Source organism: Saccharothrix texasensis, assembly GCF_003752005.1.
GTDB lineage: Bacteria > Actinomycetota > Actinomycetes > Mycobacteriales > Pseudonocardiaceae > Actinosynnema > Actinosynnema texasense.
The window spans coordinates 8,723,870-8,738,698 of record NZ_RJKM01000001.1 but is presented as its reverse complement, the minus strand read 5'-3'; the positions used below and the strand labels follow the sequence as shown (position 1 = coordinate 8,738,698).

Here is a 14,829-nt window from a genome sequence, read left to right as displayed (position 1 = left end):
ACGTACCCGGAGGCCGTTGCTGCTGGTACCGGCAGCCTCGGTGTTGTTGCTGGTCAGCGCCTGCGGCGCGACCGGTGTGGACACCACCGCGGGCCAGGGCGCCGCGAACGGCGCCGGTTCCGGTCCGACGACTCTCCAGCAGCAGCCGGAATTCGGCAAGGAGCCGCACCAGATGCTCTCGGCGACCGAGTCGAAGCAGGTCGGGTGGTTCGTCTCGGACGCGGGCGGCTTCGCGCTGTACCGCTACGACAAGGACACCGCGAAACCGTCGAAGTCCAATTGCGATGCCGAGTGCCTGAAGGCGTGGCCGCCCGTGCTGGTCAGCGACCACACCATGACCTCCGGCGTCGACCCCACCCTGGTCGGCTCGGTGGCCCGCGCGGACGGCGGGAAGCAGGTCACGCTGGCCGGCTGGCCGCTGTACCGGTACGCGGGCGACAAGAAGGCGGGCGACCTGACCGGGCAGGGCAAGGGCGGCGCGTGGTTCGCGGTGACGCCCGACGGCAAGAAGGCGCAGACCGACGACGGCGCGGCGCCCGACCAACCGTCCACCGGCGACGGCTACTAGGACGAGAAGACCATGTCAGCCAAGCGTTTCGCGGCGGCCGCACTGGCCCTGCACCTGCTGTTGCTGCCCGCGCTGCCCGGGGTCGCGCACGCCGACGACCCGCCCGGGGCGGGACCGGTGGAGCAGACGCCGCTGGGCCCGATCACCGCGCTGGACAAGGAACTGCTGGTGAAGGTACGGCTGGCGGGCCTGTGGGAGATGCCCATGGGCGAGGAGGCGCAGACCCGCGCGGCCAGCGTCCGGGTCAAGGAAGTCGGCGCGCAGCTGGCGAGCGACCACACGTTCCTCGACGAGCGGGTGGTGCGGCTGGCGTCCCAGATGGGCGTCGCCCTGCCGGACGAGGCCAACGCCGACCAGCAGTCGTGGATGGCGGAGATGCGGGCGCGCACCGGCGCGGCCTTCGACGACTCGTTCGCCAACCGGCTGCGCGCCGCGCACGGCTCGATCTTCCCGGCCATCGCCACCGTGCGGGCGAACACCCGCAACGAGGCGATCCGGCAGTTCGCCCAGGTGTGCAACCAGATCGTGCTCAAGCACATGACCTTGTTGGAGAGCACCAACATGGTCACCGACATGGGTCTGTCCAAGCCCGTGGCCGCCGGCGCCGCGCCCGCGAACGCGGTGAGCGCCGACCCGGTGCGGGCCGCGGCGCAGCTGCCGACGGGCGGCCCGAGTCCCCTTTCCGTGCTCCTCATGTGCCTGGTGGGCGCGGTCGTGACGATCGCGATCCTGCGCCTGTTGCGGCCACGCGCCAACGTCAAGTGAAAGGAGGTGGTGAACGGGAACCACAGCGCCTCTCCCATCGCGGAGGACTTCCACCCTCGAACCCGCCCGGCAGGTCGTGACCACTCCTGCGCGGCCGGCCGGGCGGGTCGGCCCGAACGGGGCCGGCCACGGGTCGGCCCGCTCCCACCGCCTGCGAGTTCTCCCCCGCCATCTCGGAGGTAAGACCAGTGCTCACCCAGGTTCCGCTGCTGATCGCCCAGGCGACCGGCGGCGACCACGACGCCGGAGTGCGCCACGTGGCGCAGATCTCGGCCCGCCTGGCCTACGCGTCCATGTGCGCCACCCTGTGCTGGGGCGTGCTGATCGCCACGGGCTGGGCCAACAAGATCTCCGGCAGACAGGGGTTGCGCAACAGCCACATGGTGCTGGCGACCATGGCCCTGACGTTCGGGTCGCTGCACGCGCTGGCGTTCACCCTGTTGCAGCTCGGCGCTTTCTCGTACTTGAAGGTCCTGGTGCCGTTCTACGACGGCGGCCTGCTCCGGCACGCCCTCGGCATCCTCGGCCTGGAGATCATGCTGACCATCGCGATCACCGCGGGCCTGCGCAAGAAGGTCTACTACCGCAAGTGGCTGCGGCTGCACCAGTTGGCCTACCTCGCGGTCGCGGTCACCGTGGTCCACTCCTGGTTCGGCGCGGTCGCGAACGGCAACCTGGCCGTGCTGTGGTTGGCCGGCCTGACGATCCTGGTGCCCACGGCGACCATGGCCGTCGCCCGCTTCCTGCCGCCGGACTGGCTGGTGAAGCTCGGCATGCTGGAACCCGAGCCCGGTTTCGAGCCCGAGCCGGACGGCGCGGGCGGCAGCGCGTTGGACATCAGCGTCGACAACGAGCGCTGCCACCGCTACGGCATCTGCCAGGCCGAGGCGCCGGGGCTGTTCCAGCTGGTCGACGACGAACGCCTGCGGTACGAGCGCAGGCCGCCACCCGAGCAGTTCGCGAAGGCGCGGGCCGCCGCGCGCGCGTGCCCGATGCGCGCGATCGAGCTGCGGGAGCGTGTGCGGTGAAGAACGAGGAACGCGTGGTCATCGCGGGCGGCGGGCTGGCCGGTCTGCGCGCGGGCGAGCGGCTGCGGGAGCTCGGCTTCCGCGGCGAGATCGTCATCGTGAGCGCGGAGCGGCACCTGCCCTACCACCGGCCCGCGCTGTCCAAGGAGGCGATCAACGGCGAGCTGATCGCGTCCGACCTGCGGCTGACCATCAGCCGCGAGCTGAACGCGGTGTGGCGGCTCGGCACCGCGGCCACGCACCTGGAGCCGGACCGGCGCGTGGTCGGCCTGCCCGGCGGCGAGGAGCTGAAGTACGACGGGTTGATCATCGCGACCGGTGTCGAGCCGCGCCACCTGGCGGGCGCGCCGCGCCAGGACCCGCGCATCCACGTGCTGCGGACCGTGGACGACGCGATCGCGATCAAGCGGGCGATCAACTCGACGCAGGGGCTGGTCGTGGTCATCGGCGGCGGCCTCATCGGCTGCGAGATGGCCGCGTCGGTGAAGACGATGGGCCGGGACGTGGCCATCGTGAGCCGGTCGTCCACGCTGCTCGGCAGCGCGGTCGGCAAGAACATCGCCGACACGGTCACCGAGGCGCACCGGGTGCGCGGTGTCCGGATGGCGATGGGCGTGAAGATCCGGCACTGGGTGCGCCAGGCGGGCGGGGTGGCGATCCACCTCTCCGACGGGCAGGTGTTCTTCGCCGCGGTCGTGGTGATCGCGGTGGGCGCCTCGCCGTCGACGGCCTGGCTGCGCGGATCGGGTCTGGTGTTGGAGGACGGCGTGCTGTGCGACCCCACGTGCCACGTGGTCGGCGGGTCCGACATCGTGGCCGCGGGCGACGTCGCGCGGTGGCCGAACCTCCGGTTCGGAGGGCAACCGCGTCGGGTGGAGCACTGGCTCAACGCGGTGGAGATGGGGCGGGCGGCCGCGGAGAACCTGTTGGCGGGCAGGGACGACTCGCGGCCGTTCACCCCCGTCCCCCGGTTCTGGACCGAGCAGTACGGCATGCGCATCCAGGGGTCGGGCCTGCCTTCCCTGGGCCAGGACACGACGACGTTGGCCGGTTCGCAGAAGGACCACCGGACCATCACCGGGTTCGTCAGCGACGGGCGCCTGGTCGGGATGGTCGGGTTGGACGCGCCGACGGCGATGATCAAGCTGTCGACCGAGCTGTGGCGGCAGAACCGGGTGACCGCGAGCGGACCTCAGCGCCGCCCGCCTCAGCCCGTGCCCCGACCGGACGCCGTGCCGCGGCCCGTGGCGCAGCAGCCCGTGCCGCCGAGGGAGTCGCCGGTCCCCGGGCCGATGGCGGCGCCGGTCCGGCGCGAGGAGTCGGTCCGGCTCGAAGCGCCGCGCACGGAATCGGTGCGCTTCGAGGCGCCGCGGGCCAGACCGACGCGGTCCGAGCAGTCGATGCGGTTCGAGGCCGTGCGCACCGAGGCGCTGCGGCTGGAGAACGCCTTGCTCCAGGAGGCGGTCCGGTCCGAGGCCGCGCGCACGAACGCGGCACGCGCCGCGTCGGCACGCGCGGAGCCGGCGCGACCGGAACCGTTGCGATCGGAATCGGTGCGATCGGAATCGGTGCGGTCCGAGCCCGGACCGGCCCGCACGCAGTTCTCGGACCCCGTCGAACTGGCCAGGGTGCCACGTCAGCAGCAGGAGTCCCAGCCGTTGCCCTTGCCGCCGTCGCACGCCCCGGTCGTGCGGTCGCGCGGGCAGGGCCGGTCGTTGGTCCGCACCGGACCGAAGGCCAGACCCCGGTGATCCACCGCCTCGTGCCGCGGACCGGTGGCGTGCGGTCGGCGGCTTCGCGGCCCCGAAGGCACGTGCGGCACCGAGCCGGGTTCGGCGACGTCCCACCCTCGTGGCACGGCCCGCACGACCAGTTGTTCACAAACTATTCGCGTGGTGTGAAATATTCAGACATCCGGGACAGATTGACGCAAGTTTACCTCTCCGCCAGGCTCCAGAGCCGTCCCCCAACCAGGTCTGGAGGTCCCTGTGCTCCGACTAGTGTCCTACCTGGCGTCGTTAGCGCTCGTCGCCGTGGTTCTCGTGGCCGGTGGCGGCACGGCGCAAGCCGACGGCTGCTACACGTGGAACCGAACCCTGTCCGAGGGCGCGTCCGGTGAGGACGTGCGACAGCTGCAGATCCGGCTGTCCGGCTACCCCGGCTACGGCGCCGTGCTCGGCCTCGACGGCCAGTTCGGCCCGGCGACGCGGTCCGCCCTCGTGCGCTTCCAGCAGGCTTACGGCCTGGCGGCGGACGGGGTGGCGGGCAACGCGACCTACTCGCGGATCTACTCGCTGCAGGACGACGACTGCACGCCGGTCAACTTCTCCTACGCGGAGTTGAACAACTGCAACTCCACCTGGGCCGGTGGCAACGTCTCGGCGGCCACGGCGAAGGCCAACGCGCTGGTGTCGATGTGGAAGCTTCAGGCGCTGCGGCACGCGCTCGGCGACCAGTCGATCCGGGTCACCAGTGGTTTCCGCAGCGTGGCGTGCAACAACGCGGCCGGCGGCGCGTCCAACTCCCGGCACCTGTACGGCGACGCGGTCGACCTGGGCTCGGGCCCGCACTCCCTGTGCCGCCTGGCGCAGCAGGCCCGCAACCACGGGTTCAACGGCATCCTCGGCCCGGGCTACCCGGACCACAGCGACCACACCCACGTCGACCACCGGGGCAGCCGCTTCTGGTCGGCCTCGTCCTGCGGCATCTGACCGGTCCGCCAGGGCACCACTCCGGCCACGCGCGGGTCCACCCCCCGACCTGCGGTCGCCGATCCCCGGATCCCGTGGGAACACCCCTTCACCGGCGGGATCCGTCGAAGGACCGCGGGCCGCGGACGGGCCTCCACACCCCGTCCGCGGCCCGCGGCGCCTCACCCGCTCACCCGGTGGGACGACCGGCGCCGCCCAGTAAGGTTCGAGCGGGCGAGACGAGGGGGCGCTATGGGGGCGCGATCAGGCTTAGCCGGGTTCGGGCGGTACGAGATCCGCGAGCTGCTCGGACAGGGCGGCATGGGTGTCGTGCACCGCGCCTACGACACCGTGCACGACCGGGTCGTCGCGCTGAAGCGCCTGTCGGCCGCCGCCACCGACCACGAGTACCGGGCCCGGTTCCAGCGCGAGTCGCGCCTCGCCGCCGCGCTGCGCCACCCGAACGTCGTCCCGGTCAACGACTTCGGCGAGATCGACGGCCACCTGTTCCTGGACATGATGCTGGTCGACGGCACGGACCTGCGGCGCGCCCTGGGCGCCGGCGAGGTCGACCCGGTCCGGGCGCTGAAGATCCTCCGCCAGGTCGCCGCCGCCGTGGACGCGGCCAACGCGCGCGGCCTGGTCCACCGGGACGTGAAGCCGTCCAACATCCTGATCGCCGCCGACGACCACGCCTACCTGGCCGACTTCGGCATCGCCCGGGAGACCTCGCCCGAGGCCACCGCCCTGACCCGGTCGGGCGACCTGATCGGCTCGTGGGACTACATGGCGCCGGAACGCCTGTCCGGCGGCGAGGTCGACGGCCGGTCCGACCAGTACTCCTTGGCGTGCGTGCTGTTCGAGTGCCTGACCGGCCGCCTGCCGCACCCGGCCGCCGACCCGGCCGCGAAGGTCGCCGCGCACCTGTTGCAGCCACCGCCCGCGCCCTCGGTGTTCAGCCCGACCGTCAGCCCCGGCTTGGACGCCGTGGTGCTGCGCGGGCTGGCGAAGGACCCGGCACGGCGGTTCGAGTCGGCGACGGCGCTGATCGCGGCGGCGGAGTCGGCCGCGTTCGACGGCGCCACCGAGCACGCCGCCCGGCCGACGTCGCCCGGCCCCGGCGAGGACCAGGGCCGGCTGGTGCGCGCGATCCTGCGCTCCGCCAACCGGCCGCGCGCGTCGCGGTCGCGACCGCCGGCCACCCCGTACCCCGGTCTGAGCGGGTTCGAGCGGGCCGACGCGGACCTGTTCCACGGCCGCTCGCACGTCGTCACCGAACTCCTGGTCCGGCTGGCCGAGCAGGTCCGCGGCGGTGAGCCGGTGGTGCTGGTCGGCGCGTCCGGAGCCGGCAAGTCGTCCGTCCTCAAAGCCGGTCTACTGCCCGCGCTGGCCGGTGACGGCGACGAGACGTGGCCCCAGGTGGTGGTGACGCCGGGCGTGGACCCGGTCGGCAACCTCGCCGCCGCGATGGCCGCCCGCACGGCGACCGACGCGGCGCGGTGGGCGCGGCTGATCCGGGAGTCGCCCGGCCGGTTCGGCGAGTGGTGCGCGGGCGCGACGCGGCCGGTGATCGTCGTCGACCAGTTCGAGGAGGTGTTCAACGCGCCCGAGGCGGACCGGTTGGCGTTCGCCGGCGCGTTGACCGCCGCCCGGCCGGCGCTGGTCGTGCTGGCCGTCCGGGCGGACCTGGTCGACCGGTGCATCGAGCTGGCGCCGCTGCGGCCCGCGCTGGCCGCGCCCGTGCTGCTCGGCCCGTTGGACGCGACCGGGCTGCGGCAGGCGATCGTCAGCCCCGCCAAGGACTTCGGCGTCGACGTCGAGCCCGGTCTGCCCGAGCGGATGATCGCCGACCTGGGCGTGCGCGGCGAGATCGGCTACGACCCCGGCGCGCTGCCCCGGTTGGCGCACGCGCTGCGCGAGTCGTGGCTGCACCGCGACGGCCCGGTGCTGACGCTGGCCGCCTACCGCCGCGCGGGTGGCATCGACGGCGCGGTCGCGCGCACCGCCGAGGAGATCCACTCGGCGCTGGACCCGGTGGGGCGGCAGGCGTTGCGGGCGATCCTGCTGCGGCTGGTCGCGGTGCTCGACGACGGCGCGGTGGTCCGGCGGCGGGTCGAACCGCGCGAGTTCGCCGCGCAGCAGCACGTGCTGGACCGGCTGATCGCGGCCCGGCTGGTGACCGTCGACGGCTCCGGCGCGCGACTGAGCCACGAGGCGCTGTTCACCGCGTGGCCGCGGCTGCGGGACTGGATCGAGGAGGACCGCGCGGGCCTGGTGCAGCACCGCCGGTTCACCGACTCGGTCCGGGTGTGGGTCGAGTCCGGGCAGCACGACGACGACCTGTACCGGGGCGTGCGGTTGGCGTCGCTGACCGCGTGGCTGGAGTCGGCGCGGGACCGGGTGCGGTTGCAGCCGGTCGAGCAGGACTTCCTGGCCCGGTCCACGGCGGCCGAGCACGCCGATCAGGTCGCGGCGCGGCGGCGCACGACCCGGTTGCGCGGCTTGGTCGCCGCGTTGAGCCTGCTGCTGGTGGTCGCGTCGGTGGCGGTCGTCGTGGCGACCCTGTCGCGGCAGTCGGCGCAGGCCGAACGGGACCGGGCGGACAACGGGCGGCAGCAGAACCTGTCCCGGCAGCTGGCGGCGGAGTCGGCGTTGGCCAGGGCGGTGGACCCCCGGCGGGCGGCGCTGGCGGCGTTCGGCGCGTGGCGGGCCAGTCCGACCGTCGAGGGCCGCAGCGCGCTGCTGGGCGCGACCACCGACGCCTACCGCGGCCGGATGACCGGGCACGTCGGCGCGATCAACGGGCTCGCGCTCAGCGGTGACGGGAAGGTCGCGGCGTCCGGCGGCCGGGACGGCACGCTGCGACTGTGGGACGTGCCCGCGCGCCGGGAGCTGGCCGTGCTGGACGACAAGGGCAAGTGGTACCGGACCTTGTCGATGAGCGCCGACGGCCGGCTGCTGGCCGCCGCCGACCCGCTGACGAACAAGGTCGAGCTGTGGGACGTGCCCGCGCGCAAGCGGGTCTTCACCGTGCCGGAACGGGCGGTGGACACGGCGCTCTCGCCGGACGGCGGCGCGCTCGTCGCCTACACCGACCGCGGTGTGGTGGTCTGGGAGACGACCGGGTTCACCGAGCGGGCCGTGTTCGTCGCGGCGCCCTCGATCCGCATGGCGTTCCTGCCCGACCCGGGGCTGGTCGCGTTGACCAGCGGCAACGACGTGGTGGTGCACCGGGTGGGCGACGGCGCGGTGGTCGCGACGCTCACCGGGCACACCGACGAGGTGAACTCGCTGGCGTTCGCGCCCGACGGCGGGCTGCTGGCGAGCACGGGCATGGACGCGACGGTCCGGTTGTGGGACGTCGGGACGTGGACCGAGCGCAAGGTGATCACCTCGGCCGAGGTGGGGCTGAGCTCGATCGCGTTCACGCCGTCCGGCCGGGCCGTGGTGGCGGGCGCGGTCGGCGCGAGCGTCTACTCGTGGGACATCGCGACCGGCGAGGCGCTGACCCAGTTCGCCGCGGGCTCGGTGACCACGTTCGGCGTGGCGATGTCCGCCGACGGCCACACGCTGCTCAGCGCCGACTCCACCGGGGTGATCACGGTGTGGTCCTACGAGCGGTTCACTCTCGGCCCGCGGGACGCGGTCGTGCTCGGCGCGGCGTTCCAGCCACCCGGCGGCGACCTGCTCGCCACCACCAGCGGCAACGGCGCGGTGCGGCTGTGGGACCACCGGAACTCGCGGTTGGTCCGGGAGATGCCGGGCCACCGCGACGCCGCCTACGACGTCGCGTTCAGCCCGGACGGCAGCGAGCTGGTCACCGTGGGCAAGGACGGCCTGCTCGTGGTGTGGAAGGCGGAGACCGGCGCGGAGGTGCGCCGGTTCTCCCGGCCGGGCACCGAGTTCACCGCGGTGCGGATCAGCCCCGACGGCAAGGTGATCGCCGTCGCGGGCCGCAAGCCGACCGGGTCGACGGAGGAGCGCGACGAGCTGCTCCTGTTCGACGCCGCCGACCTCCGCCTGGTGAACCGGCGGCCGACCGCCGAGGAACCCCGCAACACCCCGGTGAACGGGGTGGAGCCCAACTACCCGACCGGCGTCTCGTTCAGCCCGGACAGCCGCACGCTCGCCGTGACGTTGTCGGGCGGTCGGATCGGGCTGTGGGACCTGGTGGACCCCGGTGCGCAGTGGACGATCCTGCCCGGCCACGAGGGCATCGCGATCGACGTGGAGTTCAGCCCGGACGGCGCGGTGCTCGCCACCGGCGGCGGTGACCGGCTGGTGCGGCTGTGGCGGGTCAAGGACGGTGTCCAGGTCGGCGCGCTCACCGGCAACGACGCGCCGGTGCGGCGGGTGACGTGGAGCCCGGACGGCCGGACGCTGGCCACCGCGAGCCAGGACACCGTGCTGCGGCTGTGGGAGGTCGACGGTACGCGGCAGCTGGCGCGGCTGGACCGGCACGGCGGCGAGCTGAACGACGTGGCGTTCGACCCCGGCGGTGAACGGGTCGCGTCGGTGGGCGCCGACGGCGCCGTCCGGCTCTGGGACCTCGCACCGGACCGCGCGGTCGAGGTGCTGTGCGGGTCGCTGGACCGCGAGTCGCTCGCCGAGGAGTGGCGCGCCCTCGGACCGGACCGGGGCGATCCGCCCGGTTGCCCGGAGTAGCGCCGTGCCCAGGGTGGTGGTGCGCGGCGCGGGCCTGGCCTCGGTGGTGCTGGGGCCGGGTGAGTCGCTGCTGTTCGGACGGGCGCCGCACGGTGTCGTGGGTCCGGCCCGGCCGGGGCGCGTGGTGGTGACGCTGCCGGACTGCGCGCCGCACGTGTCGCGGCTCGTCGGCGAGCTGGCGGTGGGCGCGGACGTGGTGTCGTTGACGTGGCTCGGCGCGGGCGAGGCTCAGCTGTCCAGCCTGTTCGACGCGCCGGGCGGGGCGCGTCGGGTGATCCTGACCCGGTCGGCGTCGGCGTTGCTGGACGTCGGCGAGAACCAGCTGGTGCTGCTGCTGGGCCGCAACGGTCCGGGCGACGGGTTCGCCGACCTGCTCATCACCGTCGACGTGGAGCACGTGGCGTCGACGTCGGAGGTGGGGTTCGGCGCGGGCGGCGACGACACGCGGACCGGTCCGGGGCTCGTGCGGGGCGGGCGGGACTGGTTCGTCGCGCTGGCGCTGTGCGAGCCGTGGCTGGTCGGCGCGGACGACTACCCGCGGCCGCCGTCGAACCGGGAGATCTTCGAACGCGTCCGCGAGTGGCACGGCTACACCTGGAACCTGCACCGGCCGCAACGGGTGGACGACGCGATCCGGGCGATCGCGGCCATCGCGTTCGGCGCGGCGGACGACCCGTTCGGGGCGCCCCACGCGGGCCGGCTCCAGAACACCAGGTTCGCCGTGGCCCGCCGGGCCGCCGAGGTCCGCCTGGTGACCGCCGCCGACCTCGCCGAGGTGGAGCGGACCGCCAGGAACCGGAAACTTCCACCCCCGCCGTCCTCGCCGGGCCACCCGCCCGCTCCGTAGCGTCACCGGTCAGGGGCGCCGGACGGGTCGCCCCGCTCCTCACGGCACCGGACCGGTTCCGCCACGCGGCGACCGGGTCCGCGCCGTACCCGGAAAGGACCGCCGCCATGGTGCAGCACGACTCCTTCGACTCGCCGAACACCACCCTCCGGGCCGAGCCGCGCGTCAAGAAGGGCGCCGGCATCGTCGTGCTGCTGGTGCTGATGACCCTCGCCAACGCGCTCGTGCTGGTGCTCGGCGTGGTGAGCTGGGTGGACGAGGTCGACCACGGCGCCGAGTGGGGCGACGGCCCGTTGCGGCTCGTCGTGCTGCTGACCTCGGTGAGCGTGGTCGCCGTCGTCGGGCTGCTGGGCGCGTGGTTCACCCGCAAGTGGGGTCCTCGGCTCTACGTGCTGACGGCCGGGTTCAGCCTGCTGTTCGGCCTGCTCGTCTCGGGCGGCGCCGGCTTCTCGCCGCTGAACCTCGTCGGCCTGGGCCTGGCCGTCGGCCTGTGGCTGCACGCCGAAGCCAAGTGGTAACCCGAGAGTCCAACCTCCACCCCCCGAGAGTCCAACCTCCAGCCCGCGCGTGTCCTACGTTCAGAACGCGCGTGTCCTACGTTCGGAACACCCGAATTCAACGCTCAGCGCAGCCCGACCGTGTGCTGAGTGTTCAACTCAGGTGTTCTGAACGTAGGACACGCATGTTCTGAACGTAGGACTCACGCGTGCTGGGGGTTGGACTCTCGGGGGTCAGGAGTTGGCGGTGTAGGCGTGGCGCAGGTGGGTCAGGGTGTCGTCGTCGATGTCGTCGGCGCTGCCGATGCCGATCCGCACGGTGATGGTGCCGTCACCCGGGGAACGCAGCGGCTCGAGGCGGCCGGTCGGCGGGTGGTCGGCGAGGCGCAGCCCCAGGTCGACGCGGGCACGGCCGGTTGCCTTCACGATCGCGAACGTCCGGCGCGGCGACACCAGCGCCACGTGCGTCTTGCGCGCCTGCACGCGCATCGGACCCAGCAACGCCGCCTCGGCCAGCAGCCGGTCGAGGATCGGGCGCAGCTCGGACCGGTCGGCGTACTGGGCGTCCACCAGCCCGTCCGACGACGCGCTCAGCAGGTCCGGGTAGCCGAACCGCTCCATCACCAGCAGCATCTGCGGGTACCCGGTCACGCCCTGCTCCCGCAGCCAGAGCCGCAGGTCGCACTCGTTGTCGAGACCGGACGACAGGACCCGCCGGTTCCACTCCGGCACGCCCTCGCCGGTGCCGCGGCGCAGCAGCGCCACGGACCAGTCGACCATCTCCCGCCAGTTCTCCGCCACCACCACGGGCGACATACTGCCGCCTCACGGCAGACGTTGCCCGAAGAGCAGCGCGCCCGCCACGGCGATCATCCCCAGCACGGTGCCCAGCGCCACCCACGGCCGTGACGCGTCGGCCTGCTTCTTCTCGTACCCGATCTGCTCGCCCAGCGTGTCGTACACCCGCCGCAGCTCCTCGGCGCTCGCGGCCTTGAAGAACTCGCCGCCGGACAGCTTCGCGATCTCCTTCATCGAGTCGTCGTCCACCGGCACCTCCTGCCGCCGCCCCTCGATCTCGACCACGCCTTCCTCGGTGCCGAACGAGATCGTGGAGATCGGGACGCCGGCCTTCTTCGCGTCCTCGGCCGCGTCGAACGCGTCCCGCGTGCCGACCGTCTCCTTGCCGTCCGTCATCAGCACGACCCGGGCGGGCGGCGGCCCGTCCGCGCCGCCGACGACCTTGCCGAACGAGTCGATCGCCGCCAGCGCGGCCACGATCGCGTCACCCGTCGCGGTCGACTGGGCCAGCTTCAGCCCGTCGATGCTCTGCGTGACGGCCACGCGGTCGGTGGTGGGCGCGACCAGCACGGTCGCCGAACCGGCGAACGAGATCAGCCCCAGGTTGATGCCGGGCGTGAGCCCGTCGGCGAACGACTTGGCGGCCACCTGCGCGGCGTCCAACCGGGACGGTTGCACGTCGGTGGCCTTCATCGACAGCGACGTGTCGATCACCAGCATCACGGTCGCGCGGTTGCGCGGCACCTTCTGCTCGGCGGTCGGCCCGGCCAGCGCCACGGTCAGCGCGATGAACGCGACCATCAGCAACGCGACCGGCACGTGCCGGTACCAGCCCTGCCGCTTGGGCGCGACCTTCTCCAGCATCGACAGGTTGGCGAACCGCAGCGTCCGCTTGCGCAGCACGCGTTGCAGCACCACGTAGAACGCGGCGAGCGCCACCACGGCCACCAGCAGCAGGAACCACCACGGCGCGGTGAAACCCGACAGGCTCATCAGGCCACCCCTCCCGACCAGCGGCGCTTGCGCGCGACGACGAACCGCACCGTGTCGGCGATCCAGTCCGAGTCGGTGCGCAGCACCAGGTGGCCGGCTCCGGCGCGACGCAGCCCGGCGGCCACCTCGGCGCGGTGCTCGGCCGCGGCGGCGGCGAACTCGCGGCGCAGCAACGGCGACGCGACGACCTCGCGCTGCCTGCCCGACTCCGGGTCGGCCAGCACGACCGTGCCCACCTCGGGCAGGTCGATGTCACGCGGGTCGATCACCTCGATGGCCACCAGGTCGTGCCGGGCGGACAACGCGCGCAGCGGGCGCTGCCACTCCGTGCCGCCGAGGAAGTCGGAGATCACCACGACCAGGCCGCGCCGCCGCGGCGGGCGGCGCAGTTGCTCGACCACGTCGGCCAGCGAGCCGCGGGTGCCCTCGGGGGCGCGCGGCGTCTCGGCGACCTTGCGGATCAGTCCGCGCGAGTGCGCCAGACCGCCGCGCGCGGGCACCCGGACGAGGTTCTCACCGGTGGAGACCAGCGCGCCGATCCGGTTGCCGCCGCCGCGGGTCAGGTGCGCCACCGCGGCCGTCGCGGCGACCGCCAGGTCGCGCTTCTCGCACGCCGCCGTGCCGAAGTCGAGGCTCGGCGACAGGTCGATCGCGAGCCACGTCTCCAGCTCGCGGTCGGCGACGGTCTCGCGGATGTGCGGCACGGTGGTGCGCGCGGTGACCGCCCAGTCCATCCGCCGCACGTCGTCGCCGGGCTGGTAGGGCCGCGCCTCGCCGGGTTCGGAGCCCGGTCCGGGCACGAGCCCGAGGTGGTTGCCCTGGAGCAGGCCGTCGAGCCGGCGGCGGACCTCCAGTTCGAGCGTGCGCAGCGCCGCTTCCATCCGACCGCCGTGCAGCACCGGTGGCGCCCAGTTCGGCCGGTCGGCGTCCTGCGGGTTCGGCCCGGTCACGGCCTGCCCGCGGGCTGCGGCGTCTGCGGACGTGCGGAGACCTGCGGCAGCGGCACGGTCTGCAGCACGCGGGTGATGATGTGGTCCAGCGGCACGCCGTCGGCCAGCGCGTCGTAGGACAGCACCAGGCGGTGGCGCAGCACGTCCGGCACCACGTCCACGACGTCCTGGGGCAGCACGTAGTCGCGTCCGCGCACCAGCGCGAGGGCGCGGGCGGCGGCGATGATGCCGAGGCTGGCGCGCGGCGAGGCGCCGTAGGCGACCCACCCGGCCACGTCGGTGAGCTGGTGCTCCTTGGGCGCGCGGGTGGCGATGACCAGCCGGACCACGTAGTCGACCAGCGCGTGGTGCACGAAGACCCGGGAGGCCACGCCCTGCAGGCGGACCAGCTCGTCCGGGCCGAGCACCTGGCTGGGCACCGGCGGCTCGACGCCCATCCGGTAGACGATCTCCCGCTCCTCCTCGGCCGTCGGGTACTCGACCTGGATCTTGAACAGGAACCGGTCGCGCTGCGCCTCGGGCAGGGGGTAGACGCCCTCGTTCTCGATCGGGTTCTGGGTGGCCAGGACCAGGAACGGGGTGGGCATCGGGAAGGTCTTGCCGCCGATCGACACGTGCCGCTCGGCCATCACCTCGAGCATCGCCGACTGCACCTTGGCGGGCGCGCGGTTGATCTCGTCGGCGAGGACGAAGTTGGCGACCACCGGGCCGAGCTCGACGTCGAAGCTCTCGCTGCCCTGGCGGTAGATGCGGGTGCCGAGGATGTCGGCGGGCACCAGGTCGGGGGTGAACTGGACGCGGGAGAACGAGCCGCCGACGACGTTGGCGAACGTCTCGACGGCCAGCGTCTTGGCCACGCCGGGCACGCCCTCCAGCAGCAGGTGGCCCTTGGCGAGCAAGCCGACGAGCATCCGCTCGACCAGCCGGTCCTGACCGACGATCACCCGCTTGACCTCGAACACGGTGCGTTCGAGCAACTGGGCGTCACGAGCCGGCGTGTTGGGAGCCTCGGCGGCGGGCTCGGACAA

General features: G+C 73.4%; 12 protein-coding genes. 8 read left to right on the top strand and 4 right to left on the bottom strand.

Annotation, left to right across the window (positions count from 1 at the left end; translation table 11 throughout):
- Nucleotides 1–16: 16 nt before the first annotated feature.
- From EDD40_RS38995 to EDD40_RS38960, 8 genes are all read left to right on the top strand, one after another.
- The gene (locus EDD40_RS38995) at nt 17–568 is read left to right on the top strand and encodes a hypothetical protein (protein WP_211348348.1); all 552 of its coding nucleotides are present in this window, start codon (nt 17–19) and stop codon (nt 566–568) included.
- 12 nt (nt 569–580) lie between these two features.
- Nucleotides 581–1,333, top strand: coding sequence for a DUF4142 domain-containing protein (locus tag EDD40_RS38990; RefSeq protein WP_123747327.1), 753 nt, complete (start codon nt 581–583; stop codon nt 1,331–1,333).
- Nucleotides 1,334–1,521: 188 nt separating this feature from the next.
- Nucleotides 1,522–2,361: a ferredoxin gene (locus EDD40_RS38985; protein ID WP_123747326.1), complete on the top strand. Its 840-nt coding sequence runs from the start codon at nt 1,522–1,524 to the stop codon at nt 2,359–2,361.
- Entirely contained in the window at nt 2,358–4,112 is a 1,755-nt protein-coding gene (locus EDD40_RS38980; RefSeq protein ID WP_211348347.1) for an NAD(P)/FAD-dependent oxidoreductase, read from the top strand. The genes EDD40_RS38985 and EDD40_RS38980 overlap by 4 nt, the downstream gene beginning before the upstream one ends.
- A gap of 237 nt (nt 4,113–4,349) precedes the next feature.
- Complete coding sequence (locus EDD40_RS38975) at nt 4,350–5,072, top strand: D-Ala-D-Ala carboxypeptidase family metallohydrolase (protein WP_123747325.1); 723 nt, start codon at nt 4,350–4,352, stop codon at nt 5,070–5,072.
- A 231-nt stretch (nt 5,073–5,303) separates the two neighbouring features.
- On the top strand, nt 5,304–9,716 hold the full coding sequence (locus EDD40_RS38970; protein WP_123747324.1) for an nSTAND1 domain-containing NTPase: 4,413 nt from the start codon (nt 5,304–5,306) through the stop codon (nt 9,714–9,716).
- A gap of 4 nt (nt 9,717–9,720) precedes the next feature.
- Nucleotides 9,721–10,563 carry a hypothetical protein gene (locus EDD40_RS38965; RefSeq protein ID WP_246038211.1) on the top strand — a complete coding sequence of 281 codons (843 nt, stop codon included), beginning with the start codon at nt 9,721–9,723 and terminating at the stop codon, nt 10,561–10,563.
- A gap of 107 nt (nt 10,564–10,670) precedes the next feature.
- Nucleotides 10,671–11,081: a hypothetical protein gene (locus EDD40_RS38960; RefSeq protein WP_123747323.1), complete on the top strand. Its 411-nt coding sequence runs from the start codon at nt 10,671–10,673 to the stop codon at nt 11,079–11,081.
- Nucleotides 11,082–11,294: 213 nt separating this feature from the next.
- On the opposite strand, the gene EDD40_RS38955 is transcribed toward EDD40_RS38960, so the two are convergent.
- The 4 genes from EDD40_RS38955 to EDD40_RS38940 form a co-directional block, all read right to left on the bottom strand.
- On the bottom strand, nt 11,295–11,876 hold the full coding sequence (locus EDD40_RS38955) for a DUF5655 domain-containing protein (protein WP_123747322.1): 582 nt from the start codon (nt 11,874–11,876) through the stop codon (nt 11,295–11,297).
- Nucleotides 11,877–11,885: 9 nt separating this feature from the next.
- Nucleotides 11,886–12,851, bottom strand: a complete 966-nt coding sequence (locus tag EDD40_RS38950; protein ID WP_123747321.1) for a VWA domain-containing protein — start codon at nt 12,849–12,851, stop codon at nt 11,886–11,888.
- Nucleotides 12,851–13,732, bottom strand: a complete 882-nt coding sequence (locus EDD40_RS38945; protein ID WP_246038396.1) for a DUF58 domain-containing protein — start codon at nt 13,730–13,732, stop codon at nt 12,851–12,853. The genes EDD40_RS38950 and EDD40_RS38945 overlap by 1 nt, the downstream gene beginning before the upstream one ends.
- A 65-nt stretch (nt 13,733–13,797) precedes the next feature.
- Nucleotides 13,798–14,829 (bottom strand): AAA family ATPase, encoded by a 1,032-nt coding sequence (locus EDD40_RS38940; protein WP_123747319.1) that lies wholly within the window; start codon nt 14,827–14,829, stop codon nt 13,798–13,800.

Bases quoted from the DNA above. Each gene is read 5' to 3' on its own strand.
- EDD40_RS38990 (WP_123747327.1), top strand. From the start codon at position 581: ATGTCAGCCAAGCGTTTCGCGGCGGCCGCACTGGCCCTGCACCTGCTG.
- EDD40_RS38970 (WP_123747324.1), top strand. From the start codon at position 5,304: ATGGGGGCGCGATCAGGCTTAGCCGGGTTCGGGCGGTACGAGATCCGC.
- EDD40_RS38960 (WP_123747323.1), top strand. From the start codon at position 10,671: ATGGTGCAGCACGACTCCTTCGACTCGCCGAACACCACCCTCCGGGCC.
- EDD40_RS38955 (WP_123747322.1), bottom strand. From the start codon at position 11,876: ATGTCGCCCGTGGTGGTGGCGGAGAACTGGCGGGAGATGGTCGACTGG.
- EDD40_RS38950 (WP_123747321.1), bottom strand. From the start codon at position 12,851: ATGAGCCTGTCGGGTTTCACCGCGCCGTGGTGGTTCCTGCTGCTGGTG.
- EDD40_RS38945 (WP_246038396.1), bottom strand. From the start codon at position 13,732: ATGGAAGCGGCGCTGCGCACGCTCGAACTGGAGGTCCGCCGCCGGCTC.